We start from the raw sequence: 25,051 nt of genomic DNA, 5'->3' as shown, positions 1-25,051 counted from the left end.
GCACAACTCCCGATAGCGCAAACCCGCATGGCCGATATACTAAGCATGCTTACGATATCGACCCTCCCCACCGTTCATGTCTTCCGCCTCTACGCCGGCGAGCGCCACCGAGCTGCTCAACCGGCCGATGATCACGATCTCGATCATGCTCGCGACGCTGATCCAGACGCTCGACAGCACGATCGCCAACGTGGCGCTGCCGCATATGCAAGGCACGCTGTCGGCGTCGCAGGACGAGATCACGTGGGTGCTGACCTCGTACATCGTCGCCGCCGCGATCGCCACGCCGCTGACCGGCTGGCTGTCGGACCGCCTCAGCGTGAAGCGGCTGCTGCTGATCGCGATCGGCGGCTTCACCGTGTCGTCGGCGTTGTGCGGGCTCTCCGAGACGCTGTCGCAGATCGTCGTGTCGCGGCTGTTGCAAGGGGTCTTCGGCGCGTCGCTGGTGCCGCTGTCGCAATCGATCCTGCTCGACATCAACCCGCGTGAAAAGCAGGGCCAGGCGATGGCCGTGTGGGGCATGGGCGTGATGGTCGGGCCGATTCTCGGTCCGACGCTCGGCGGCTGGCTCACCGACAGCTACAACTGGCGCTGGGTGTTCTTCATCAACGTGCCGATCGGCGCATTCGCGCTGTTCGGCGTCGCCACCTTCCTGCCAACGCGCGAGCCGAAGCACGATGTGAAGTTCGACGCGTTCGGCTTCATCACGCTCGGCCTCGCGATCGGCGCGTTGCAGGCGATGCTCGATCGCGGCGAGCAGCTCGACTGGTTTTCGTCGACCGAGATCGTGATCGAGGCGCTCGTCGCGGCGATCAGCTTCGCGTTTTTCCTCGTACACACGGCGACGGTCGGCGAGCGCTCGTTTTTCAAATACAAGTTGCTGAAGGATCCGAACTTCGCGACCGGCACCTTCTTCATCTTCGTGATCGGCGCGGTGATGTACGCGACGCGCGCGCTGCTGCCGCCGATGCTACAAAATCTGATGGGCTATCCGGTCGCGACCACCGGCCTCGTCACGGCGCCGAGCGGCGCCGGCACGATGGTCGCGATGCTGATCGCCGGCCGGCTGCTGAAGCGCGTCGACGCCCGGCTGCTGTTGCTCTGCGGCTTCCTGATTTCGGCGTTCGCGCTGTGGCAGATGATGCATTACACGATCGTGCTGTCGGCGTCGAACATCGTATGGCCCGGCGTGATCCAGGGCTTCGGGCTGGGCCTCGTGTTCGTGCCGCTGTCCGCGCTGACGTTCTCGACGCTGGCGCCGGAGCTGCGCGCGGACGGCACCGCGACGTATAGCCTGATGCGCAATATCGGCAGCAGTATCGGCATTTCGATCGTGCAGACGCTGATGACGCGCAACACGCAGATCTCGCACGCGGACCTCGCGGCGAACGTCACCGCGTTCAATCCGGCACTCCAGTCGATGCTCGACGGCGGCTCGAACTACGACATCGCGGCGCTGAACGCGTCGATCACGCAGCAGGCGGCGATGGTCGCGTTCCTGAACGACTTCAAGCTGATGTTCGTGGCGACGCTGCTGGTGATCCCGCTGCTGCTGATCCGCCCGTCGCACAAGGCGCCGGATGCGTCCGCCGCGCATGCGGCGATGGATTGAGATCCAGTCCGGCGACGTCCGCCTCAGCCCTCGATCCGCCCGCGCGTCACGCCGAGCAATGCCGCCATCGCCGCGTACGCCGCGGTGGCGTCGCGCGACCGGATCGCGTCGAACACCGCCGTGTGCTCGGCGAGCGACGCGTTGAACACGTCGGCGCGTTTCGCATTGAGCCGCAACTGTGCCTCGAGCGTGCGTTCTATCAACGCGCCGAGCGGAATCAGCAATTCGTTGCTGCACGCGGTGAGCACGCACAGATGGAACTGCAGATCCGCCCGCACCCATTCGTCGACGTTACGCGCCGCCACCATCGCGGCATGCGCGGCCGTCAGCGCGCCCAACGTGTCGTCGGTGTACGCGGCGGCCGCGAGGCCGGCGGCATAAGGCTCGATCATCTCGCGCATTTCCTGCAGCTTGAGCGCGAATGTCATCGGCTCGGCGACCCGCGAATACCAGTCGAGCAGATCGGCATCGAGCAGATTCCACGCGGACTTGACCCGCACGCGCGTACCGACGCGCGGCCGCGACTCGATCAGCCCTTTCGACGTCAGCGTGCGCAGCGCCTCGCGCAGCACCGTGCGGCTCACGCCGAACGTCTCCATTAGCTCGGCTTCGCGAGGCAGGATCGATTCGGGCGCGTAGTCGCCGCGCAGAATCGAGGTCGCTAACAGTTGGGTGACTCGCCCGTGCAGATCGTGCGGAATGATTTTCTCCTCGCGGTTGGTGGTGTCGTAGTTCGACGCGGCGACAAGTATTCCAAATCCAACCACCAATTCCAAATCTCACCACTATGTGGCAAATAATACTATTAATAGTACTTTAGCGCACTTTTGTTGTAGCATGGAATCCTCGAAAACTTTTCGCAGGCGCCGAGGCCTGCTGCAACCATCTCGCATGGCTCGGAGTAGGCGCCGAAGCGCCAGCTCCGACCGGCATAGGAGACACACCGTCATGAAAATCACCAAGCTCGAAACCTTCATCGTCCCGCCGCGCTGGTGCTTCCTGAAGATCGAGACCGACGAGGGCATCGTCGGTTGGGGCGAGCCGGTGGTGGAAGGCCGCGCACATACGGTCGCCGCGGCCGTCGAGGAACTGTCCGATTATCTGATCGGCAAGGACCCGCTGCTGATCGAGGACCACTGGCAGGTCATGTATCGCGCGGGTTTCTATCGCGGCGGCCCGATCACGATGAGCGCGATCGCCGGCGTCGATCAGGCGCTGTGGGACATCAAGGGCAAGCATCACGGCGTGCCGGTGCACGCGCTGCTCGGCGGCCAGGTGCGCGACAAGATCAAGGTGTACTCGTGGATCGGCGGCGATCGTCCCAGCGATGTCGCGAACAACGCGCGCGCGGTGGTCGAGCGCGGCTTCAAGGCCGTCAAGATGAACGGCTCGGAAGAACTGCAGATCATCGACACCTTCGACAAGGTGCAAGGCGTGATCAACAACGTCGCGGCCGTGCGCGAGGCAGTCGGGCCGAATATCGGCATCGGCGTGGACTTCCACGGCCGCGTGCATAAGCCGATGGCGAAGGTGCTCGCCAAGGAACTCGATCCGTACAAGCTGCTGTTCATCGAAGAGCCGGTGCTGTCGGAAAACGCCGAGGCGTTGCGCGACATCGTCAATCAGACCAACACGCCGATCGCGCTCGGCGAGCGTCTGTATTCGCGCTGGGACTTCAAGCACATCCTGTCGGGCGGCTACGTCGACATCATCCAGCCGGACGCGTCGCACGCGGGCGGCATCACCGAGTGCCGCAAGATCGCCGCGATGGCCGAAGCCTACGACGTCGCGCTCGCGCTGCATTGCCCGCTCGGCCCGATCGCGCTGGCAACCTGCCTGCAGATCGACGCGGTCAGCTACAACGCGTTCATCCAGGAACAGAGCCTCGGCATCCACTACAACCAGGGCAACGATCTGCTCGACTACATCAGGAACCCGGAAGTCTTCAAGTACGAAGACGGCTTCGTATCGATTCCGCAGGGCCCGGGGCTCGGCATCGAGGTCAACGAAGAGAAGGTGCGCGAGATGGCGAAGGTCGGTCATCGCTGGCGCAATCCGGTGTGGCGTCACGCGGACGGCAGCGTCGCCGAATGGTGATCCTCGGCACCTGAGCGAATCAGAAGGAATGCCGCCGGCGGGCGGCATTCCGGCTTCGGGCGGCTTGCGCCGCACCCATCACCCGCCGTCGTCGGGATTCTGGGCTCGGGGCTGCTGTCGGACTGGATGATCCGGCGCGGCGTGTCGGCCACCGTCGCGCGCAAGGTGCCGATCGTCACCGGCCTGCTGCTGTCGACGGCGATCGTCGGCGCGAACTACGTCGACACGCCCGCGATGGCGATCCTCTTCATGGCGATCGCGTTCTTCGGCAGCGGTTTTTCGTCGATCACGTGGGTGCTGGTATCGTCGATGGCAAAGAAGGAACTGCTCGGCCTGACCGGCGGCATGTTCAACCTGATGGGCAACCTGTCGTCGATCTGCGTGCCGGTGGTGATCGGTTTCATCGTCAAGAACAGCGACTTCAAGCCCGCGCTGATGTTCATGAGCGCGGTCGGCGTGGTCGGCGCGCTGTCGTATCTGTTCCTCGTGGGCAAGATCGAGCGCATCCGCTGACGCTTCGTTCGTCATTGCGCCTGCGCGTCACGGTCACCTGACGCGCGGGCCGTCGCAGTAACGTGACATCCTGGACCGCGGCGGCACGAACAGCCGTTCGAGCGCCGCGGCTCGCACTGCCTCATTCCCCGCCAAGCCCTATCCCGCCTGGCTTTCGTGACGTTTGTTCGGTATCGGACATACGCATGGCCTGCTCCTTGCTGAAATGCGTGCAAACAACGCATGCAGCGGGGAACACCATGGGCGAATTCCTTCCTGACTATCTGATTCGCGAACAGGCGGCGGTCGGTGCGCTGGTCGCGTTCGGCGTGCTGCGCGTCATCGGTGCGATGCTCGCGTATGAGCGCGGATGGAACATCTCGGTGGTCGAGAAATGCTTTATCGCCGCGGCGGTGCTGTACTGCCTGCCGCAGATTTTCGATCTGCTCACGCAGATGGTCGGCTCGCACGCGGCCGTCGCCGAACTCGAAGGCAAGACCGCGGGCTGCGCGATCGCGTTGTTCTGCGCGCCGATTCTCGGCCATCGACTCGGCTTCGAGTAAGCGGGCTTCGCACCGGGCCGCGCGATGCGACTGACGCCACCACTCAGGATCAGATCCGCGAAACGGGCGTTTCGCGCGGGCGACGTGCTTCGGCTGAAGTCCGGCGGCCATCCGATGACGGCGACCTGGCGCGGTCGCGTGCTGTTCGCGCCGGGCAACTGGCTGATCTGCCAATGGTTCAGCGACGCGGGCGAACTACAGCAGGAGATGTTTGCGGAGGAGACGCTGGAATGGGCGCGCGACGACGCGTCCGTTGCCTGACGAGTAGTAGCGGATGCGCTGGCCATCGCCAGGCGACCGTGTGTATTGCGCCGCACGTGTTTGGAGTGCGGCGCTTTTTTATGCGGCGCTGTCGCGCGGGCTATGTCGCAGAACTGATGCGTGATGGACGCGCGCGGCCATCATGCAGCCATCACGCAGCCATCGAACATCGGTCGAACCCGCACGCCGCGCCGCCGTTTGCGCTCAACCGAGCGCCGCGAACGCCGGCACGCTATGCGACAACGCGGACGCGACGACGAACACGCCGATCATCACGAGCGCTTCCAGATACATCACGTTGACGAAGGTGTGCGCATCCATCGTCGACGCGGTGCGACGCAAACGCGGCAGCGCCGAGCTCCGGTTCAGTCCGCCGAGCACAAGCGCGAGCGCGACCAGCACGAACTTCAGCGTCAGCACGTGACCCCACGTGCTCACCTGAATCGCTTCGAACGAACCGCCCGAGCCGCGCACCGCGTTGAAGACGCCCGACAGCAACACCAGCGCGACCGCGACGATCGACACATTCGACACCTGGGTCGCCGTGCGGATCAGCATGCCGCGCGCGGTCGATGCGCCGAGCGCCGGCAGCACCGCGAAGCCGGAGGCCATCGCGAGTCCGCCCCATACGCTCGTCGCGAGCACGTGCAGCGTCTGCATGCCGATCGCGGCCGACATGGCGCCGGCATCGGCAGCATGACCGAGCGACGCCTTGCCCGCTGCGATTGCGAGCACCGCGAGCCACAGCAGCGTGGTGCGCAGCATGCCGGTGCCATGGCTCAGCGCAGTGCCGAGCAGCACCAGCGCGCCGCCGAACGCAACGCTCCAGCCGTAGCCGACATGCGTTTGCGTCAGCACCGTCGGCACCACGCCGAACGCCGCGGGCAATGCGACGCCGCTCATCGACGCCGCCTGATACAACAGCCAGCCGAGATCCGCGAGCACCAGCACGAGGGTGGCCGCGAGCATCGAGCGTTGCGCACGCAGCAAGCCGGGGCGCGCCGGCGACGTGGCGGCGTGGCCGTCCTTCGCGAGCCATGCGCCGAGCAGCGCCGAGCCGACCGCGAAACCGAATGCGACGTTCATGAGCGCGGCCATTGCGACCTGCCCGATCCACAGTCCGTCGAAGTTCATTTGACGTTGAACGCGAAGTCGCCTTGGGTACGATGGCCGTCGGTGGCCACCGCGATCCAGTGCACCGCGTAGCGGCCGCTCGTCAGCTGGGGCAGCGCGAGGTGCATCACGCGGGCGTCCGCGCTATCGACCGTCGACGCGCCCGGCGTCGCGGGCTTGCCGCTCGCATCGGCGAGTGTGATCTTGCTGAATGCGGGCTCGAGCGGCTCGGTGAAATGGATCGTCACGTCGGCGGGCGCGTCGGTCTCGGCGTTAGCGGCCGGCACGCTCGAGATCAGATGCGCATGCGCGAACGCAGTGGACGACATGGCCAGCGCCAGCGCGCCGGACATCAACGCACGCAGCGTCGAGGAAAAATCGAATAGCTTCATGTAAGGCCGATAGCGGATGAGAACGAACGGAACATAGCCGGGCCGGCGACGCGTAGCGTCTCTACGACGGCCGGCGAGCCCGGAAGTGTACGCTTCGATGACGCGCGCGGGGATCGGTTCAACCTGGCTCGAGCGAATGTGCCGCGCGACATCGTGCTGGCGGCGACGTGGCGGCGATCATTTTTTAGGCACGGAAGTGCGTTGACCACGACGCACGACGCATCAGAAGTCCGCAACCGGCAAACGCTACAGACTGTCGCATGGCGGTCACACCTGAATCCGCATCTAATGCGGCAAATAGTCACCATCACCCTTCGATGATAGAATGCTGCGTCGCCGCAGCGACGGCTGTCCTTCACACCGAGCCGCCCGAAGTTCGGTCAGGTCCCCGATTCTGATGGAGTTACGCGTGTCTTCAAGACGCCTCTTCCGCCCGTTGCTTGCCCTTCTGCTGATCGGCTCCGCGGGTGTCTATAGCGCTGCGAAAGCGCAGACCCAACCGAAGGCCCCCGACACGATGGAAGCGCGCGTGCAAGGCTGCACGGCCTGCCACGGCTCGCATGGGCAAGGTACCGACAACGACTACTTCCCGCGTCTCGCGGGCAAGCCGGCGGGATATCTGTTCAATCAGCTGCAGAATTTCCGTGATGGGCACCGCAAGTACCCGCCGATGAACTACCTCGTCACGTATCTTTCCGACGACTACCTGCATCAGATCGCCACGTTCTTCTCGCAGCAGCGCCCGCCGTATCCGACGCCGGCCAAGCCGACGGTCTCGCCCGCCACGCTCGCACGCGGTCAGGAGATCGTGCTGCACGGCGATGCCGCGAAGCAGGTGCCCGCTTGCGCGGCCTGCCACGGCAAGGCGTTGACCGGTATGGAACCGGCAATCCCGGGTCTCGTCGGCCTGCATGCCGACTACATCAGCGCGCAGCTCGGCTCATGGCGTTCGGGCACGCGTCGCGCAATCGCGCCGGACTGCATGCACACCATCGCGACGCGCCTGTCCGACGAAGACGTGAACGCCGTCGCGGCCTGGCTTTCCACGCAGCAGGCTCCGCAAAACCCCGTGCCGGCTCCGGCCCGCTCCTTGAAGACTCCGCTTGCCTGCGGCAGCGAACCGCAATAAGGCGCCGGGAGAGACATTCAAATGAAACGCAAGTCTTTGTTCGCCCTCTCGGCAGTCGTCGTGGTCGCGGCCGCCGCACTCGTTCCCGTCCTGTGGTCGGGCGGCGACCATCTGCATAGCAGCGGCGTGGCCGTGGCGGCAACGCCCGCCGACCAGGCCGACCTGATCAAGAAGGGCGAGTACCTCGCCCGCGCCGGCGACTGTATCGCCTGCCACACGGTGCGCGGCGGCCAGCCGTTCGCGGGCGGCCTGCCGATGGCCACGCCGTTCGGCACGATGTTCACGCCGAACATCACGCCTGACGACCAGTACGGCATCGGCAAGTGGACCCAGGACGACTTCTATCGCGCGATGCACACCGGTCGCTCGAAAGACGGCAGCCTGCTCTATCCGGGCTTCCCGTTCACGAGCTACACGAAGGTCACGCGCGCCGACTCGGACGCGATCTACGCGTACCTGCGCTCGGTCACGCCGGTCAACGTGCCGAGCCGTCCGCACGAACTGAAATTCCCGTTCAACCAGCGCAACATGCTGATCGGCTGGCGCACGCTGTTCTTCCGTGAAGGCGAGTTCAAGCCGGATCCGACCAAGTCGGTCGAATGGAACCGCGGTGCGTATCTGGTCGAAGGCCTCGGCCACTGCGGCATGTGCCACACGTCGATCAACGCGATGGGCGGCCCGGTCAACTCGGCGGCGTTCGCGGGCGGTCTGATTCCGTTGCAGAACTGGTACGCGCCCTCGCTGACGTCGAACCGTGAAGCCGGCCTCGGCGACTGGGACCTGAAGGACATCGCCGATCTGCTGAAGACCGGCGTGTCGAACCGCGGCGCGGTGTTCGGTCCGATGGCCGAAGTGGTTCACAACAGCCTGCAGTATCTGTCGACCGAAGACATCAACGCGATGGCGACGTATCTGAAGACGATTCCGCAGAAGAGCGAAGCACCGGAACAGCTGCAGCTCGAAACCTCGGAAAAGTTCGGCGGCGAACTGTTGAAGCAAGGTCAGAAGATCTACGCTGACAACTGCGCGAAGTGCCACGCGGAAAATGGTCTCGGCCAGCCGCCGGCGTTCCCGCCGCTCGCGAACAACCCGTCGATCCAGATGCCGTCGGCGGTCAACCCGATCCGCATGGTGCTGAACGGCGGTTATCCGCCGAGCACGGAAGCGAACCCGCACCCGTACGGCATGCCGCCGTTCGCGCAGGCTCTGTCGAATCAGGAAGTCGCGGCGGTCGTGACGTACATCCGTATGTCCTGGGGCAACCACGGCACGGCCGTGTCGCCGCAGCAAGTGGCCGAGCTGCGTTCGGCGCCGCTCGACTAAGCAGGGTTTGACGCACCCCGGGCGCGGCCTGCGAAATTCGCGGCCGCGCCCTTCGTTTTTTCAGGACCGGTATCATGTGGGCCTGTTTGTGTTGGTGGTCGCCTTCGCGGGACCGTGCAGGAGGAAAGAGTCGTGCCCTTTGGTGAGCGTTTGAACAGCATCACCCACCTCGTCGGCGCCGTGCTGTCGGTGGTGGGGCTGGCGGCGCTCGTCACGATGGGCGCGCTCGACGGCGACGCGTACAAGGTCGTCAGCTTCAGCGTGTATGGTGCGATGCTGTTCGTGCTGTACGCGATTTCGACGCTGTATCACAGCGTCAGTCATCCGCGTCTGAAGTCGATTCTGCAGAAATGCGATCATTCGGCGATCTACCTGCTGATCGCCGGCAGCTACACGCCGTTCACGCTCGTCACGTTGCGTGGACCGTGGGGCTGGTCGCTCTTCGGCGTGAGCTGGGGGCTCGCTGCCCTCGGCATCGTGCAGGAACTCACGCTCGGGCGACGCACCCGCAGCGTGTCGATGGTGCTGTATGTGTTGATGGGATGGCTCGCGCTCGTAGCCGTCCACCCGCTGGTGCAGGCTCTGCCGGCCGCGGGGACCGCGTGGCTCGTGGCCGGCGGCGTCATCTATAGCGCCGGCATCTATTTCTTCATCAACGACGAGCGCATCCGCCACGGACATGGTATCTGGCACCTGTTCGTACTGGCGGGCAGTCTGTGTCAATTCGTCAGTGTCGCGCGCTATGTCGCGTGACATTCCACGGCGACGAATTGCAACTTAAGGCCAGTCGACGTGTCTGCATAGCGCGTTGAAACATTCGGCACATCTGTGAGCGTGCCGCCGATTTCTCCGTGAACGGAACCGGGCTTCGGCCTCGCACACGCCATGCGGGCGTGTCGATGCCGCGCTGGTTTTCCGCGTTGGGGTCCGTTGGGCCCAGCGGGGCCGTTCGCGAAACTGCATTGCAAAGAGCTTTTATGTCTTTTGATTCCCTCGGCTTGTCCGAACCGCTGGTCCGTGCTGTCAATGAACTCGGCTACACCAGCCCGACTCCGATCCAGACTCAGGCGATCCCGGCCGTGCTCAACGGCGGCGATCTGCTCGCCGGCGCGCAAACCGGCACCGGCAAGACCGCCGGTTTCACGCTACCGATCCTGCAGCGCCTCGATTCGATGTCGCCGGCGGCCGGCGGCAAGCGCGTGGTGCGCGCGCTGATCCTCACGCCAACGCGCGAACTGGCCGCCCAGGTCGAAGAAAGCGTGCGTGCGTACGGCAAATATCTGAAGCTGAAGTCGACCGTGATGTTCGGCGGCGTCGGCATCAATCCGCAGATCGATGCGTTGAAGCGCGGCATCGATATCGTCGTCGCGACGCCGGGCCGTCTGCTCGATCATATGCAGCAGAAGACCATCGACCTGTCGCATCTCGAGATCCTCGTGCTCGACGAAGCCGACCGCATGCTCGACATGGGCTTCATCCACGACATCAAGCGCGTGCTCGCGAAGCTGCCGCCGAAGCGTCAGAACCTGCTGTTCTCGGCGACCTTCTCCGACGAGATCAAGGCGCTCGCCGACAGCCTGCTCGACTCGCCGGCGCTGATCGAAGTCGCGCGCCGCAATACGACCGCCGAAACGGTCGCGCAGAAGATTCACCCGGTCGATCGCGACCGCAAGCGCGAGCTGCTCACGCATCTGATCCGTCAGCACAACTGGTTCCAGGTGCTCGTGTTCACGCGCACCAAGCACGGCGCGAATCGCCTCGCCGAGCAGCTGACGAAGGACGGCATCAGCGCGCTCGCGATCCACGGCAACAAGAGCCAGTCGGCGCGCACGCGCGCGCTCGCGGAGTTCAAGGACGGTACGCTGCAAGTGCTGGTCGCGACCGACATCGCCGCACGCGGCATCGATATCGATCAACTGCCGCACGTGGTCAACTTCGATCTGCCGAACGTGCCGGAAGACTACGTGCACCGCATCGGCCGCACCGGGCGCGCGGGCGCGACGGGCGAGGCGGTGTCGCTCGTGTGCGTCGACGAACTGCAGTTGCTGAAGGACATCGAGAAGCTGATCAAGCGTCCGGTCCCGCAGGAAGTGATCGCCGGTTTCGAGCCGGACCCGACCGCGAAGCCTGAGCCGATCCAGCGACGCGGCCAGGGCGGCGGCGGCGGGCGTTCGCCGCGCCAGGGACAAGCTACGGGGCGTCGTGATGGCGCGGGTGCGGGTGGCGGCGCATCGGCGAAGCCGGCAAAAAGCGCGGCTCAAGGCTCCGCTCAGCGTTCGGGACAGGGCACGGGTCAGCGTGCATCGAACGGTCAGCCCGCTCCGCGCCCGCAAGGCGCGAAGCCGGCCGGCAACGGTGGGCAGCCGCGTCGCGAGGCGCAGCGTCACGACGATCGCCCGCGCACGGCGGCACATGATGGCGGTGCCGCGCATCATGCCCCGCGCAAGCCGCAGGGCAATCGTTCGCACAACGGCGGCAATCCGGGCGCACTGCTCGGCGGCGGTGCGAAGCGCAACGATGCGCCGCGCAGCGCGCAACCGTCGCGCAACGGCGAGCGCGGCCGTTAAGCGTCGCTGTGTCTGAAGGCTGCCGTTCGATCAGCCGTTAGCGCTTCACTGCTCGAAGACTAACGGCTGCTCGCGGCGGCGGCCCGCTTCAAATGCTCGACCTGCTGTTCCCATCGTTCGAGCACCTCACTCCCCTCCCCCTGCAACTCGAATGTGATGCCGCCCGTCAGGCGCGCATAACGGACGCTTTGCGCCTCCGCCGTGTCGATCGAGCCGAGCAGATAGACGAGGCCGCTGTCGTCGCCGGTAACGCCAGGCAGCGGCGCGACACCCAATTGCACCTGATAGAACGCCTCATCGCAGACGAAGCTCAACGCCGCGCGCCCGCTTTGAGAGATCGCGCGCGCCGCGCGCGCCTGCGGCCATAGCGCGATGCACAGCGTGCGCGAGTCGGGTGCGTAGAGTTCGCCGACGCTCAGCAGCGAGGTGCGCACGTGGCCGTTCGCATCGACGCTCAGCAGCGACGCGGTGAAGCCCGCCTTGTCCGCCAGCGACGAACCGTCGAACAACGCGCGCACGTTGGCCGGCCATTCGTCGAACACGTTCTGTTCGAGCGGACGCGCGGACCCGGATGCGGAAGAGGAATCGCTCATGTCATCGGTCCAGTCGAAGTAGTCAGCAAAGCTCAATCATGCCTCTAAAAGACCAAAGCCCGCGTCAGCGGGCTTTGCTTCCTGTTTCTCTTCGGCGGGTCCATAGAAGGCTCACCGAAAGAACACGTGCTGAGTGATCTTCGCGAGCGGGTAATGCACGCCAGGCTGAATGCGCGCAGGCAGATCGAGCGGCTTGAGCAGCATCTTGATGCACATGTCGGCGGACAGATTGCGCCGCACCAGCTTATTGATGCGCGCGGCGCGCTCGCGGTTATACGCGGAGTCGTGCACGCGCTCCGGATAGCGAATCGCGAACACGTGCCGCAACGCGATCTCCGAATCTTCGTTCTTGATCTCCATCACACGACGCATCAACGCGCCGAGCACCGCGAGCCGGCCGTTGCCCTCGATCCGGTTGTACTTCTTGAAGTACTTGAAAAAGTGCTTGTAGTGACGGACTTCGTCGGTGCGGATGTTGTCGGTGATCTGCTTGAGCACGGCTTCGTCCGAGCACTCGTTGATCGCGCGATACAGTGTCGCGGTGCCCGTTTCGACGACGCAACGCGCGACCATCTCGAGCGCGCGGGTCTTTTCGAAATCCTCGACCGAGCATGTCAGCGAATACTCGCCCATGAAATTGCGGAACGCGGTGTCCCAGTCGAACTCGGGCCATACATACGCGATATAGGTCTTCAGCGCCCGGCCGTGCTGCATTTCCTCGGGCTCCCACTCGTGGTTGAGCCAGGCCGAGACCTCGGGGTCGTCGTTGAAAAACGTACTCAGATTGCTGGTGTAGAGATCGGTGCCGCTTTCGATGAACGAAGCCGCGCACAGCAACAGCAGCAGGTCTTCGTTGGCCGCGGCCTTCTGCCGGTCAATGCGCGTCAGATCGATGTCCTCGATCCGCCAGGGCATGACATGCTTCAGCTCTGTGTGCATCGTGTCTTGCTCCCATGCTGTACCGACCCGTGGAGTTCTTCGCAACTGCCCCCGCGCTCGCCATGATGTTTCTGCGTGTCGGATACAACGCCGTGAATTAGAGTTGGGCCCTTGTACTCTGCATGTTAGCCGGAGATATCCGACCATGCAGATCACACAGCACAGACCATGCCGCCTCGACGCAGTTCCGATTCCAAGATAGTCGAAATCTTCCAACGTATTAAAACGTCGTGCACGAGATAAAAAAAAGCCAGCCCAAAAGGCTGGCTTTACGTACAGATGTCAGGCCCGGCGGGGTTGGCGGCCCGGGCAGGTGCCGCCCGGCGGGTCCATCGGCGGGGTCCATCGGCTGACCCCGCGGCGCCCCCTTAGCGGGCTCCCACGCCCTCAGGCAGGTTGTACTTCGCCCGGGACTGCAGGCACCCGACGCATGCGCAGCGCGACGATGATCAGCGACACGCCCGACAACACCGCCGCAAGCAGCACGTAATAACTCGGCGCGAGTTTGTCGCCGGTCAAATGAATGAAGGTTTCGACGATGGTCGGCGCAAAGCCGCCGAAGATCGTCACGCCGATGCTGTAACCGATTGAAAGGCCTGTCGAGCGCACCTGGGTCGGGAAGATCTCCGACATCAGAGCGGGCATCGGTCCCGAGTAAGAGGCCTTGAAGATACCGGCGACGCCTTGCAGCACGAGCAGCCAGCCGATCGTCGGGTGGGTCTGAAGCCAGGCGAACATCGGATAGATCAGCAGGCCCATCAGGATCGACGTGGTCAGCATGATGCGAATGCGGCCGATGCGATCGGACAGCGCGCCCATGATCGGCGAGAAGATGAACTGCATGCCGCCGTTCAGCACGACCACGCCGAACGACGCGGCGGCCGCCATATGCAGCTGCTTGACCGCATAGAGCGGCATGTAGAGCTGCAGCACGTACACGCCGACCGTCGACTGCGCAACGATGCCGATCGCGAGCAGCAGGTTGACCCAGTGATTCGAGAACGACGCGTCCTTCGTTTCGTTCACGACCTTGTGCTCGCCGGCCGCCTCGCTCGCCGCGCGTTCTTCACGCATGGCGAGGAATTCGGGCGTCTCGTCGAGATGCGAGCGGATGTAGTAGCCGACCGGCCCGACCAGCAGACCGAACACGAACGGCACGCGCCAGCCCCAGCTGTTCAGATGCTCGGCCGGCAGCCACGCGGTCAGCAGTGAACCGAACGCCGCCGCGGTGATCGCCGCGAGACCCTGGCTCGCGAACTGCCAGCTTGCGTAGTAGCCGCGCCGCGTCGCGCTGTGTTCGACCATGAACGCGGTCGCGCTGCCGAACTCGCCGCCGACCGCGAAGCCCTGCACGAGCCGCGCGAGCAGCACCAGCAGCGGCGCCAGGAGACCGATCGACGAAAACGGCGGCATCACGGCCATCGTGAAAGTACCGATCATCATCAGCGCGATCGCGAGCGTGAGCGCCGCCTTGCGGCCCTTGCGGTCGCCGTACACGCCGAGCACGATCGCGCCGAGCGGGCGCATCAGGAACGAGATGCCGAAGGTGGCGATCGCGAGCAGCGTGGACAACCATTCGTCCTGCATCGGGAAGAACTGTTTCGCGATGATCGTCGCGAAGTAGCCGTAGACCAGGAAGTCGAACCACTCGAGCGCGTTACCGATCGACGACGAAAAAACGATCCGCCGCACCATCGCTTTCGAAAGCGGCGCGGCGTGAGGGGAAGCGGTCGTCGCATGCGACGCGGTGGTGTTCATGATGGTCTCCTGCTGGTTTGCTGCGTGATATGTGTTGTAAGTGCGGCGCCGCCTGCGTCAGCGAGGGGGCGCCGCGGGCGCGCAAGAGCGCGGCATGCGGGATGCCGCGGCTTGCGTGTTGTCTGCCTGCGTGCCGGGAGCCAGGTTGCTGCGCGGACCTCGGCTCCGGGCGTTGTTTCGTTGCGGCCTAGAAACCGGCGGCGAGTCCGTCGCGGCGGCTGTCGCTAGCCGCCACGTAGCCGCGCTCCGGCTCGTTGCGATCGAGCTTCCAGATGAACTGGCCGGAGCCGAAGTCCATGTACGGATCGTCGACCGACTTGATCGTGTGGCCGAGCTTCTGCAGGCCCTCGGTGGTCTTCGGGTCGAGCGTCGACTCGATATCGACCGTGAAGTCGCGGTTGACCTTCCAGCGCGGCGCATCGCACGCGGCCTGCGGCTGCTGGCCGTAGTCGAGCATGCGCACCACCGTTTGCAGATGGCCTTGCGGCTGCATGTCGCCGCCCATCACGCCGAAGCTCATCACCGCTTCCTGCTGGCCGTTGACCTGCTGCGTGAGGAACGCCGGAATGATCGTGTGGAACGGCCGCTTGCCGCCCTCGACGACGTTCGGCGACTTCGGATCCATCGAGAAGCCGCAGCCGCGGTTCTGCAGCGCGATGCCGCTGTCCGGCACCACCACACCCGAGCCGAAGCCCATGTAGTTCGACTGGATGAAGCTGACCATCATGCCGTTTTCGTCCGCAGCCGACATGTAGATCGTGCCGCCCGCCTTCGGCATGCCGAAGTCGAAGTGCGTCGCGCGCTTCGGGTCGATCAGCTTCGCGCGCGATGTCAGATACGCGTCGTCGAGCATCTGCTCGGGCGTGACTTCCATCGAGCGCGGATCGGCGACGTAGCGGTACAGGTCGGCAAACGCGAGCTTCATCGCTTCGATCTGCAGATGCTGCGACTCGACGCTGTCGACCTTCAGCGACTTCACGTCGAACTTTTCGAGGATGCCCAGCGCCACCAGCGCCGCGATGCCCTGGCCGTTCGGCGGAATCTCATGCACGGTGTAGCCGCGATAGTCCTTGCCGATCGGCTCGACCCAGTCCGCGCGGTAGTTGCGCAGATCGTCGGCGTTCAGCGCGGCGCCGCCTTCACGCGCGAACGCGGCGATACGTTCGGCGATCTCGCCTTCGTAGTACGCGCGCGGGCCTTGCTCGGCGAGCAGGCGCAGCGTCTTCGCGTGACCGGGGAAGCGCACCAGCTCGCTGACCTCGGGCGCGCGGCCGCGCGGCATGAAGGTCTGCGCGAAGCCCGGCTGGTCCTTCAGTTCGGGAATCGCATTCGCCCATTTGTACGCGACGATGCTCGCCACCGCGTGACCGCGCTCGGCGATCTCGATGGCCGGCTCCATCAGGTCGGCGAACGGCAGCTTGCCGAACTTCTGATGCAACGCTTCCCAGCCGGCGATCACGCCCGGCACCGTGACGGCATCCCAGCCGCGCTTCGGCTGCTTCGCGAGACCGTTTTCCTCGCCGTATTTGCGCTTGAAGTAATCGACGTTCCACGCCGCCGGCGACACGCCCGACGCGTTCAGACCATGCAGCTTCTTGCCGTCCCACACGAGCGCGAACGCGTCGCCGCCCAGGCCGCACGACACCGGCTCGACCACCGTGATCGCGGCGGCCGCGGCGATGGCGGCATCGACGGCATTGCCGCCCTTCCACAGCATGCGCAGCCCGGCCTGCGCGGCGAGCGGGTGCGAAGTCGACACGATATTGCGTGCGAACACGGGCAGACGTTGCGTCGGATAGGGGTTTTGCCAGTTACTGAAGCCAGTCATGTCGAACACTCTCGAAAGCGCGGGCCGGCACGAAAAAGTCGCCGGACATCATGGGAAAGGTTGTAAAGCAGGTAAATCGCGGAACCCAGGATTGCATCGCGAAGCGGGCCAAAAAACAAATTCATTTATCAAATGAATAAATGCGTATCGCGCCTGAATGAGGATTCGGGGCGGATTCGAAACCTCTGCGTGAAGTTTATGCGCACTGCGTCAGTTGGCGGACAAGGGGCCCGATGGTCTTACAATAGCCGCAACCGCGCTCTTCGTCGGCCCCGCTTCCGGCCGGCCGGTCGATGATCGAATCAAAGCACGCCGACACCATAGCCACCCCCCGAGACCCATGACACGAGACCCCCGCCTGACTCTCAACGCCCGGCAACAGGAATTGCTGGAGTGGGTGCAACGCGACGGCTTCGTGACCGTGGACGACCTCGCGAGCCACTTCGACGTCACCCCGCAGACGATCCGCCGCGACGTCAACTGGCTCGCCGATATGAATCTGCTGCGCCGCTATCATGGCGGCGCCAGCCTGCCGACCAGCTCCGAGAACGTCTCCTACACTGCGCGTCAGCGCATGTTCCATGAGGAGAAACGACGCATCGCGGCGCTGGTGGCCACTCACATTCCCGATCAGGCGTCGCTGTTCATCAACCTCGGCACGACCACCGAGGAAGTGGCACGCGCGCTGAACCGCCACCGTGGACTGCGCGTGATCACCAACAATCTGAACGTCGCGAGCATGATGAGCGGCTACCCGGATTGCGAAGTGCTGGTGACGGGCGGCATCGTGCGGCCGTGGGACAAGGGCATCGTCGGCGAACTGGCGATCGATTTCATCCGGCAATTCAAGGTCGATTTCGCGATCATCGGCACATCGAGCATCGAAACGGACGGGACGCTGCGCGATTTCGACACGCGCGAAGTGCGTGTCGCCGAGGCGATCATCGAGCATGCGCGCACCGTGTTCCTCGCCGCCGATCACTCCAAGTTTGGCCGCCCGGCGCTAGTTCGCCAGGGACATCTGGAGCAGATCGACGCGCTGTTCACCGACGCCGCACCGCCCGCCGACATGGCCGAAGCGCTGAGCGCCGCCAATTGTCAAATCTATATTGCCGGATAATTCCAGGCATTCTCCGCCATGCTGCGGTGCACGCAAAACTTCGAGTGAAATCAAGAATTTGACGCCGGGGCCGGACCGCCGGTCGCGCATCCAATTGTCAAATGGAAAATTTACGGGGACCAGGTTGGCGTTTCATCGGTGCTCGCCTACACTCCAGTTCCCCAGCGTGCGTTGCGAGTTTCGCACGGCGTCGGTTGTGTGAATCTGTCGTGTAAGCCGTACCTCCCGCCCTGATCCTGTAGCGGACGCCACGCCGGCCTGCCGGTCGACTGCAAGGCTGTCCGCGATTTGCTGACATGGAGAGAACGATGCTGAGTCCGCATGAATTCGCCACGTTGTTGCTCGTCAAGGACGCCCCCAACCAGGTCGAAATGGACCGAGAAGAACTCGATGCGTTGCTCGAACGCCAACTGGTGCAACTCGAACGCCTCGCATCTGGCAACGAAGAATGGCGCGTGACCGAATCCGGCGACACCGCATTGCGGGCCATCAAACGTTATTCCTGAGTTTTACCGGCAGTTGCTTCGGGAGTCGTTGGCGGCGTGTTCACGCCGCCCTCGCGGTTGCGCGCGCGCTCTCATCTTCCGACTTCGCGTCATCCCATTGAACTGACAGCGGGCCGCATTCGCGGCCCTTTGTTGTGCGCATCTCATTTACACAGTAAATTCACGCGACGGACTTCCCGCCATCGCGCATGCCCAAGACCCTCTCCGCCGACCAGATCCAGCAGTTTCGCGAAGCCATGCGGCGCGTCGCCGAAAATGCGTTTGCGACGCGCGGCGCGCAAGGCGTGACGATGCGCGAACTGGCGAAGGAGCTTGGCTGCAGCGCGATGACACCGTATCGCTATTTCCGCGACAAGGAAGAGATTCTGGCGATGGTCCGCGCCGCCGCGTTCAACCGTTTCGCCGCGCGGCTCGAAGCGGCCGCGCAAGCCATCCCCGCGAACGCCCCCGCCATCGATCACAGCGCCGTCAGCCGGGCCTACGTCGCCTTCGCGCTCGATGAGCCGCACGCTTACCGTTTGATGTTCGATCAGACACCGCAACAGCAAGGCGCTTACCCCGAACTGGCCGCGGCGTCGCAGCGTGCGTGGCGTCTGCTCGAAGCGCACTTCGAGCGGCTCGTTGCGGCGGGCGTTCTCGAAGGCGATCCGCGCCTGATCGGCTATGCGTACTGGACGAGCCTGCACGGTTTCACGATGCTCGCGCTCGCGAACCAGTTGCCGCCCCCGGCGACGCAACAGGCCGAGTCCATCGGCGACAGCGGGCAGCAACCATCGCGCGAAGCCGTGTTCGCGCAAATTTTGCGCATGCTGTGGCGCGGAGCGTTGGCGCCGCACAAGTGAACCTCGGCGCCGGGCGGGCCGGCGGCCCGAGAAGCAGGCTCGTCGGTCGACCCGCCGCCGCTTATCCGCTGCGCAAAGTCGGATCGACCGCCGAACGCCAGCTGATCGCCTGTGCGCGCTGCTCGTTGAAGAACTCGACCCACTGGTTGCGCACCTTCGGATCGCTGCTCCCCGCCTCGCTCGCATGGCGCTGCGCAATCGATGCCTGGAACTTGCAGAAGTCGTCGTTCGACAGCCGGCCGCGCCGGTTCGCCACGTAGGCATCGAAAAACGTCTCGTAGACGATCTGCGCGTCGCTACCGTAATCGACGGTTTGCGGCGAGCACATCTTCTGCAACGCCTCGAACGACGTCGCGCCCCTCGTCCCCTCCAGACTCGGCGTGCTGACGCATCCCGCCATCAGCGCCGCCGCGCCGATCATCAAAAATCCACGCATACATCACCTCGAAATGGCTGCTGCCGAGAGTATCGTCCGCGGCCGCACGTTGCGCCACTCCCTGGCCATTCGGCCCGGGCTCGCTCGGATCAAGCGAACTTTACTTTTTCGAATATGTTCATTAAAGTTCGAAAACGAACATGAACCGTTCGATTAGCTTTCCAACCCAACTTCCAGATTCGATGCAGAGGACTCAGCCGGTGGCACAAGGCACGAAATACGATTTGCTCGTCGTGGGTGGCGGGATCAACGGCGCGGGTATCGCCCGCGACGCGGCAGGCCGTGGCCTGTCGGTGCTGCTGTGCGAGCAGGACGATCTGGCCGCGCATACGTCGTCGGCGAGTACCAAGCTGATCCACGGCGGCCTGCGCTATCTCGAGTACCGCGAGTTCGGGCTCGTGCGCAAGGCGCTGCAGGAGCGCGAAACGCTGCTGCGCGCGGCGCCGCACATCATCTGGCCGCTGCGCTTCGTGATGCCGCATATGCCGGATCTGCGCCCCGCGTGGCTGATCCGCGCGGGTCTGTTCCTGTACGACCATCTGGCCAAGCGCGAGCTGCTGCCGGGCTCGCGCGGCATCGTGATGAGCCGGCATCCGGCCGGCGCGCCGCTCGTCGAGTCGATCACGCGCGGCTTCGTTTACTCGGACGGCTGGGTCAACGACGCGCGCCTCGTCGTGCTGAACGCGCTCGACGCGCACGAGCGCGGCGCAACGATCCTCACGCGCACGAAGCTGGTCAACGCCGAGCGCGCCGGCGGCGAGTGGCGCGCGCGACTGCAACGCGCGGACGGCACGACGCTCGACGTGCGCGCTTCGGCCATCGCGAATGCGGCGGGCCCGTGGGTCGGCGAGCTCCTGAAAGGCGCGCTCGGCCTGCCGTCGACGCATAGCGTGCGGCTCGTCAAGGGCAGCCACATCGTCACGCGGCGCCTGTTCGAGCACGACCACGCGTACATCTTCCAGAACCCCGACAAGCGGATCATCTTCGCGATTCCGTACGAGCACGACTACACGCTGATCGGCACCACCGACCTCGAATATCGCGGCGACCCGTCGCAAGTCGCGATCGACGCCAACGAAACGCAGTACCTGTGCGATTCGATCAACCGCTACTTCAGGCAGAAGATCTCGCCCGCCGACGTGCGCTGGAGCTATTCGGGCGTGCGCCCGCTGCTGGAGGACGAGAACGCGGACAATCCGTCGGCGGTCACGCGCGACTACTCGCTCGAACTCGATGCGCCCGCGGCCGAAGCACCGCTGCTGTCCGTGTTCGGCGGCAAGATCACGACCTTTCGCAAGCTCGCCGAGCAAGCGGTCGATACGCTCAGCGAGGCACTGCGCCACGACGCGGCCGCGTGGACTGTCGGCGCGCCGCTGCCGGGCGGCGACATCGCGCAGGCGAACTTCAATCGCTTTCTCGGCGAGTTCTCCCGCGAGCATGCGTGGCTGCCGGCATCGCTCGCGCATCGGCTCGCACGCGCGTACGGCACACGCGCGAATCGCGTGATCGGCCTTGCGCGCTCGCGCGCCGAGCTGGGCCGCGAGTTCGCGCCGGGACTGCACGAAGCCGAGCTGGTTTATCTGCGCGATACCGAATGGGCGCGTAGCGCGCAGGACGTGCTGTGGCGGCGCTCGAAGCTCGGCCTGCACGTCGCGCCGGGCACGCTCGAGCAAGTCACGCGAGACATCGACGAATGGTTCGCGCGCGAGCCGGCCCGGCAGAGCGCGTAGGCGGCACGACCGGGCAAACAGGCATTCCCCGTCAAAAGCGGCAGCCAACGCAACTTGGCGCGATCCCGGGCGAAACAACCGGGCGCGAGCCGACGGAAACGGCGCACGCCGCCCGCAAGCCCGCGGCCGGCCCCCTCGCAGCTTCGGCTGGACGACACCGGGACGCGCCCTCACACTATGGCGGCCCGCTCACAACAACACGCCGCTTGCGCCGCCGGCCAGCAACCCGGCAATCCGCAACATGCATGGAGAAGAGACAATGCAGGATCAGTACGTCCTCGCGCTTGACCAAGGCACCACCAGCTCGCGTGCGATGCTGTTCGACCGGCGCGGCAACGTCGTGTCGATCGCGCAGAAGGAATTCCAGCAGATCTACCCGCACCCGGGCTGGGTCGAGCACGATCCACAGGAAATCTGGTCGACGCAGGCCGGCGTCGCCGCCGAGGCGGTCACGCGAGCCGGCATGAACGGCACGTCGATCGCGGCGATCGGCATCACGAACCAGCGCGAAACCACCATCGTGTGGGATCGCGAAACCGGCCACCCGGTCTACAACGCGATCGTCTGGCAGGACCGCCGCACCGCCGACTTTTGCGACGAGCTGAAGGCGCAGGGTCTCGAAGCGAGGGTGCGCGCGAAGACCGGTCTGCCGATCGACTCGTATTTCTCCGCGACCAAAATCCGCTGGATTCTCGACAACGTCGAAGGCGCGCGCGAAAAAGCGCGTCAGGGCCGGCTCGCGTTCGGCACCGTCGATAGCTGGCTCATGTGGAATTTCACGAAGGGCGCGCTGCACGTCACCGACGTGACCAACGCGTCGCGCACGATGCTGTTCAACATCCGCACGCTGAAGTGGGACGACGAGTTGCTCGCCGCGCTCGACATTCCGCGCAGCATGCTGCCGGAAGTACGGCCGTCGTCGGAGGTGTACGGACCGACGGTGACCACCGTGTTCGCGTCGAAGATTCCGCTCGCGGGCATCGCCGGCGACCAGCACGCGGCCCTCTTCGGCCAGATGTGCACCGAGTCCGGCATGGTGAAGAACACCTACGGCACCGGCTGCTTCCTCGTGATGAACACCGGCAGCCAACCGATCGAGTCGAAGAACAATCTGGTCACGACGATCGCGTGGCAGATCGGCGATCGTATCGACTACGCGCTCGAAGGCAGCATCTTCATCGCCGGCGCGGTGGTGCAGTGGCTGCGCGACGGCCTCGGCATCATCAAGAACGCGGCGGAAATCGAAACGCTCGCGCGCGGCGTGCCCCATTGCGACGGCGTGTATCTCGTGCCCGCGTTCGCCGGGCTCGGTGCGCCGCACTGGAATGCGCATGCGCGCGGCACGCTGTTCGGCGTCACGCGCGGCACGACCTCCGCGCATATCGCCCGTGCGGCGCTCGATTCGATCGCGTATCAATCGCTCGATGTGCTGAAGGCGATGGAAGCCGACTCGGGTATTCGCATCGGCGAGTTGCGGGTGGATGGCGGCGCCTGCGCGAACAATCTGCTGATGCAGTTCCAGGCCGACATTCTCGGCGTCGACACCGTGCGCCCCCAGGTGTCGGAGACGACCGCACTCGGCGCCGCCTATCTGGCCGGTCTCGCGGTCGGCTACTGGAAGGACATCGACGAACTGAAAAGCCAATGGAAGCTCGAACATCGCTTCACGCCGGCGCTGCCGCACGCGGAAGTCAAAACCTGCCTTGACGGCTGGCAGCGCGCGATCCGCGCGGCGAAGGCCTGGGCCGACACGCCGTAAGGCGGCAAGGCCACGGGCGCGCGGAACGCCCAAAGGACGAGCTCCGAAAGCACGTATGATGACGCTTTTCACCCCGGTGAGCGGGCCCGCAACCCGCCGCCCGCGCGCCTTGCGCTTACCGCTTCTCAGGCATGATCGACCACCTCATCTGTGACTGCGACGGCGTGCTCGTCGACAGTGAAGTCATCGCCGATCGCGTGATGTTCGACACGCTGACGGCCACCTTCCCCGGCCTCGATTTCGCCCCGGTCGTCAAAACCGCGTTCGGCCAGCAAACCTCGCGCTTTCTTGCCGGCCTCGAAAAGCAGTTCGACATCACGCTGCCCGCGGACTTCCTCGATACGATCGAGCACCACGTCGAGATCGCGCTCGCCGCGTCGCTCGGTCCGATCCACGGCGTGCGCGACGCGCTGCAACGCGTGACGCTGCCGGCCGCGGTGGTGTCGAACAGCCGCATGACGCGGGTCGCCGCATCGGTGCGGCGCGCCGGTTTGCAGCAGATTTTCGGCGAGCGCGTGTTCAGCGCCGAGCAGGTCGCGCGGCCGAAACCATATCCCGACGTCTATGTGTTCGCGGCCACGACGCTCGGCATTGAGCCGGCGCGCTGCCTCGTCGTCGAGGACAGCGTCGCGGGTTTGAACGCTGCGCGCGCGGCGGGCATGAAGACGATCGCATTCGTCGGCGCGAGTCATATTCCGGATGGCTACGCGGATGCGCTGCGCGCGATGGGCATCACGCGAATCATGAAGCACATGGATGAATTGCCGGCGCTCGTCGAGGCGGGCGTGCGCGGCGAGTTCGGCGACGTGCAGTCGTAGCGGTTTCTACGAGGCCAGTAAAAAAGCCGGTTCTTCTTCCGAAGAACCGGCTTTTTGCGTAGTGGGATCGCTTACGACTTGAAGGATGCCCCGTCAAGCCTCGGCCATCGCGCCCTCGCGCACCTGCGCGAGCGCCTCGCGAAACTCGACGAGCTCGGCGATCGTCAGCATCGGCAGATCGTGTTGCGCGGCGAAGCGCTCGACGTCCGCGCCGCGCGTCATCGTGCCGTCGGCGTTCATCAGTTCGCACAGCACGCCGGCCGGCTTCAGGCCCGCGAGGATCGCCAGATCGACGGTGCCTTCGGTGTGGCCGCGCCGCGCCAGCACGCCGCCGGGCATCGCGCGCAGCGGGAACACGTGGCCGGGGCGCACGATGTCGGCGGGCTTGGCCGTATCGGCGATCGCGGCGCGGATCGTCGTCACGCGATCCTGCGCGGACACGCCGGTGCTGACGCCTTCGCGCGCTTCGATCGACACCGTGAACGCGGTGCCGTGGCGACTTTCGTTGTTGACGGCCATCGGCGGCAGTTCGAGCGCGCGGATCTTGTCGTCGGGCAGGCACAGGCACACGATGCCGCTGCATTCGCGGATCAGCAGCGCCATCGTTTCGACCGACAGGCGCTCGGCCGCGACGATCAGATCGGCTTCGTTCTCGCGGTCGTGGTCGTCCTGCAGCACCACGGCGCGACCCTCGCGCAGCGCCTGCAAGGCGGCGGCGATACGCGGCGGAACGGCTTCGGTGGCCAGCAGAGGGAGATCGGCGAAGGCATCGTCTGCGATCGTCGACGGAGCGGGAAAAGTAGCAAAGGACATGGTTGAAACGCTCATCGCAAAAGTTGGGCGAGAAACGTTTCAGGGCATTGCAAACAGACTGACACGCGCCGCCCAGGCGCCGCGCGAAAGCGGACGCTCATCCGCCGCCCAGGCCACAGGCGGCGTTGCGGAACGCACATGACTATCTGCACATCTTCTTCCATCCGGACTATGACCGTCGGCTCTGGCTTCTAACCAGATCTGCTGACCCCGCAGTGGTCTTCGCTATTCCGAAGACCACGACGCGGGCGCTCGCGGGCTTGCCGGCTCGCGCTGTCGCGCTGCCGGCTTACCGCCGGTGGGGAATTTCACCCCGCCCTGAAGACGCACTGATTGCCGGATCGACCGGCCGGCGAAGCA

General features: G+C 65.0%; 24 protein-coding genes and 1 riboswitch. Of the genes, 15 read left to right on the top strand and 9 right to left on the bottom strand.

What is annotated here, in order from left to right; all coding sequences use genetic code 11:
* Positions 1–76: 76 nt before the first annotated feature.
* Positions 77–1,612: a DHA2 family efflux MFS transporter permease subunit gene (locus EVC45_RS10365; protein ID WP_211193397.1), complete on the top strand. Its 1,536-nt coding sequence runs from the start codon at positions 77–79 to the stop codon at positions 1,610–1,612.
* A 23-nt stretch (positions 1,613–1,635) separates the two neighbouring features.
* On the opposite strand, the gene EVC45_RS10360 is transcribed toward EVC45_RS10365, so the two are convergent.
* Entirely contained in the window at positions 1,636–2,379 is a 744-nt protein-coding gene (locus EVC45_RS10360; protein ID WP_373683011.1) for a FadR/GntR family transcriptional regulator, read from the bottom strand.
* Positions 2,380–2,560: 181 nt separating this feature from the next.
* Between EVC45_RS10360 and dgoD the strand changes: the two genes are divergently transcribed.
* From dgoD to EVC45_RS47610, 4 genes are all read left to right on the top strand, one after another.
* The gene (dgoD, locus tag EVC45_RS10355; protein WP_129957900.1) at positions 2,561–3,709 is read left to right on the top strand and encodes a galactonate dehydratase; all 1,149 of its coding nucleotides are present in this window, start codon (positions 2,561–2,563) and stop codon (positions 3,707–3,709) included.
* Positions 3,710–3,835: 126 nt separating this feature from the next.
* Entirely contained in the window at positions 3,836–4,222 is a 387-nt protein-coding gene (locus tag EVC45_RS10350) for an MFS transporter (protein ID WP_129957899.1), read from the top strand.
* 239 nt (positions 4,223–4,461) lie between these two features.
* On the top strand, positions 4,462–4,764 hold the full coding sequence (locus EVC45_RS10345) for a hypothetical protein (RefSeq protein WP_129957898.1): 303 nt from the start codon (positions 4,462–4,464) through the stop codon (positions 4,762–4,764).
* 24 nt (positions 4,765–4,788) lie between these two features.
* On the top strand, positions 4,789–5,025 hold the full coding sequence (locus EVC45_RS47610) for a YodC family protein (RefSeq protein ID WP_129957897.1): 237 nt from the start codon (positions 4,789–4,791) through the stop codon (positions 5,023–5,025).
* A 204-nt stretch (positions 5,026–5,229) separates the two neighbouring features.
* On the opposite strand, the gene EVC45_RS10335 is transcribed toward EVC45_RS47610, so the two are convergent.
* Both EVC45_RS10335 and copC read right to left on the bottom strand, forming a co-directional pair.
* Positions 5,230–6,159 carry a CopD family protein gene (locus EVC45_RS10335; RefSeq protein ID WP_129957896.1) on the bottom strand — a complete coding sequence of 310 codons (930 nt, stop codon included), beginning with the start codon at positions 6,157–6,159 and terminating at the stop codon, positions 5,230–5,232.
* Positions 6,156–6,530 carry a copper homeostasis periplasmic binding protein CopC gene (copC, locus tag EVC45_RS10330; protein ID WP_129957895.1) on the bottom strand — a complete coding sequence of 125 codons (375 nt, stop codon included), beginning with the start codon at positions 6,528–6,530 and terminating at the stop codon, positions 6,156–6,158. The genes EVC45_RS10335 and copC overlap by 4 nt, the downstream gene beginning before the upstream one ends.
* 397 nt (positions 6,531–6,927) lie before the next feature.
* On the opposite strand from copC, the gene EVC45_RS10325 reads away from it, so the two are divergent.
* The 4 genes from EVC45_RS10325 (at position 6,928) to EVC45_RS10310 (ending at position 11,549) form a co-directional block, all read left to right on the top strand.
* On the top strand, positions 6,928–7,659 hold the full coding sequence (locus tag EVC45_RS10325) for a c-type cytochrome (RefSeq protein WP_129957894.1): 732 nt from the start codon (positions 6,928–6,930) through the stop codon (positions 7,657–7,659).
* Positions 7,660–7,680: 21 nt separating this feature from the next.
* On the top strand, positions 7,681–8,982 hold the full coding sequence (locus tag EVC45_RS10320; protein ID WP_129957893.1) for a cytochrome c: 1,302 nt from the start codon (positions 7,681–7,683) through the stop codon (positions 8,980–8,982).
* Between the two features lie 132 nt (positions 8,983–9,114).
* Positions 9,115–9,735 carry a hemolysin III family protein gene (locus EVC45_RS10315; protein WP_129957892.1) on the top strand — a complete coding sequence of 207 codons (621 nt, stop codon included), beginning with the start codon at positions 9,115–9,117 and terminating at the stop codon, positions 9,733–9,735.
* A 224-nt stretch (positions 9,736–9,959) separates the two neighbouring features.
* Positions 9,960–11,549, top strand: a complete 1,590-nt coding sequence (locus EVC45_RS10310) for a DEAD/DEAH box helicase (RefSeq protein WP_129957891.1) — start codon at positions 9,960–9,962, stop codon at positions 11,547–11,549.
* A gap of 59 nt (positions 11,550–11,608) precedes the next feature.
* Here the strand turns inward: EVC45_RS10310 and EVC45_RS10305 are convergent, their stop codons facing one another.
* From EVC45_RS10305 to ggt, 4 genes are all read right to left on the bottom strand, one after another.
* A complete protein-coding gene (locus EVC45_RS10305) occupies positions 11,609–12,142 on the bottom strand; it encodes a hypothetical protein (protein ID WP_168991438.1) in 534 nt (177 codons plus the stop codon).
* A 111-nt stretch (positions 12,143–12,253) separates the two neighbouring features.
* Positions 12,254–13,081 carry a ferritin-like domain-containing protein gene (locus tag EVC45_RS10300; protein WP_129957889.1) on the bottom strand — a complete coding sequence of 276 codons (828 nt, stop codon included), beginning with the start codon at positions 13,079–13,081 and terminating at the stop codon, positions 12,254–12,256.
* A 387-nt stretch (positions 13,082–13,468) separates the two neighbouring features.
* On the bottom strand, positions 13,469–14,839 hold the full coding sequence (locus EVC45_RS10295) for an MFS transporter (RefSeq protein WP_129957888.1): 1,371 nt from the start codon (positions 14,837–14,839) through the stop codon (positions 13,469–13,471).
* 187 nt (positions 14,840–15,026) lie between these two features.
* Entirely contained in the window at positions 15,027–16,667 is a 1,641-nt protein-coding gene (ggt, locus tag EVC45_RS10290; protein ID WP_129957887.1) for a gamma-glutamyltransferase, read from the bottom strand.
* A gap of 340 nt (positions 16,668–17,007) precedes the next feature.
* On the opposite strand from ggt, the gene EVC45_RS10285 reads away from it, so the two are divergent.
* From EVC45_RS10285 to EVC45_RS10275, 3 genes are all read left to right on the top strand, one after another.
* Positions 17,008–17,787 (top strand): DeoR/GlpR family DNA-binding transcription regulator, encoded by a 780-nt coding sequence (locus EVC45_RS10285; protein WP_008919600.1) that lies wholly within the window; start codon positions 17,008–17,010, stop codon positions 17,785–17,787.
* A gap of 308 nt (positions 17,788–18,095) precedes the next feature.
* On the top strand, positions 18,096–18,293 hold the full coding sequence (locus EVC45_RS10280) for a hypothetical protein (RefSeq protein WP_168991437.1): 198 nt from the start codon (positions 18,096–18,098) through the stop codon (positions 18,291–18,293).
* Positions 18,294–18,481: 188 nt separating this feature from the next.
* Complete coding sequence (locus tag EVC45_RS10275) at positions 18,482–19,135, top strand: TetR/AcrR family transcriptional regulator (protein WP_129957885.1); 654 nt, start codon at positions 18,482–18,484, stop codon at positions 19,133–19,135.
* 61 nt (positions 19,136–19,196) lie between these two features.
* Here EVC45_RS10275 and EVC45_RS10270 read toward each other — a convergent pair whose 3' ends face one another.
* Positions 19,197–19,571, bottom strand: coding sequence for a hypothetical protein (locus EVC45_RS10270; protein ID WP_211193396.1), 375 nt, complete (start codon positions 19,569–19,571; stop codon positions 19,197–19,199).
* Between the two features lie 182 nt (positions 19,572–19,753).
* On the opposite strand from EVC45_RS10270, the gene glpD reads away from it, so the two are divergent.
* The 3 genes from glpD to EVC45_RS10255 all read left to right on the top strand — a co-directional run bounded on the left by glpD (position 19,754) and on the right by EVC45_RS10255 (position 23,878).
* A complete protein-coding gene (glpD, locus tag EVC45_RS10265) occupies positions 19,754–21,301 on the top strand; it encodes a glycerol-3-phosphate dehydrogenase (RefSeq protein ID WP_373683010.1) in 1,548 nt (515 codons plus the stop codon).
* 259 nt (positions 21,302–21,560) lie between these two features.
* Complete coding sequence (gene glpK / locus EVC45_RS10260; protein WP_129957884.1) at positions 21,561–23,060, top strand: glycerol kinase GlpK; 1,500 nt, start codon at positions 21,561–21,563, stop codon at positions 23,058–23,060.
* Between the two features lie 131 nt (positions 23,061–23,191).
* Positions 23,192–23,878 carry an HAD family phosphatase gene (locus EVC45_RS10255; RefSeq protein WP_129957883.1) on the top strand — a complete coding sequence of 229 codons (687 nt, stop codon included), beginning with the start codon at positions 23,192–23,194 and terminating at the stop codon, positions 23,876–23,878.
* Positions 23,879–23,971: 93 nt separating this feature from the next.
* Here EVC45_RS10255 and ribB read toward each other — a convergent pair whose 3' ends face one another.
* Positions 23,972–24,691 (bottom strand): 3,4-dihydroxy-2-butanone-4-phosphate synthase, encoded by a 720-nt coding sequence (gene ribB, locus EVC45_RS10250; protein WP_211193395.1) that lies wholly within the window; start codon positions 24,689–24,691, stop codon positions 23,972–23,974.
* A 148-nt stretch (positions 24,692–24,839) separates the two neighbouring features.
* Positions 24,840–25,021: riboswitch (FMN riboswitch) on the bottom strand.
* Between the last annotated feature and the right edge of the window lie 30 nt (positions 25,022–25,051).

This window comes from Paraburkholderia sp. UYCP14C, assembly GCF_004197395.1.
In the GTDB taxonomy this organism is placed as follows: Bacteria; Pseudomonadota; Gammaproteobacteria; order Burkholderiales; family Burkholderiaceae; genus Paraburkholderia.
Note: the sequence above shows the minus strand (reverse complement) of the source record. Positions and strands in the feature narration are given on the sequence as shown.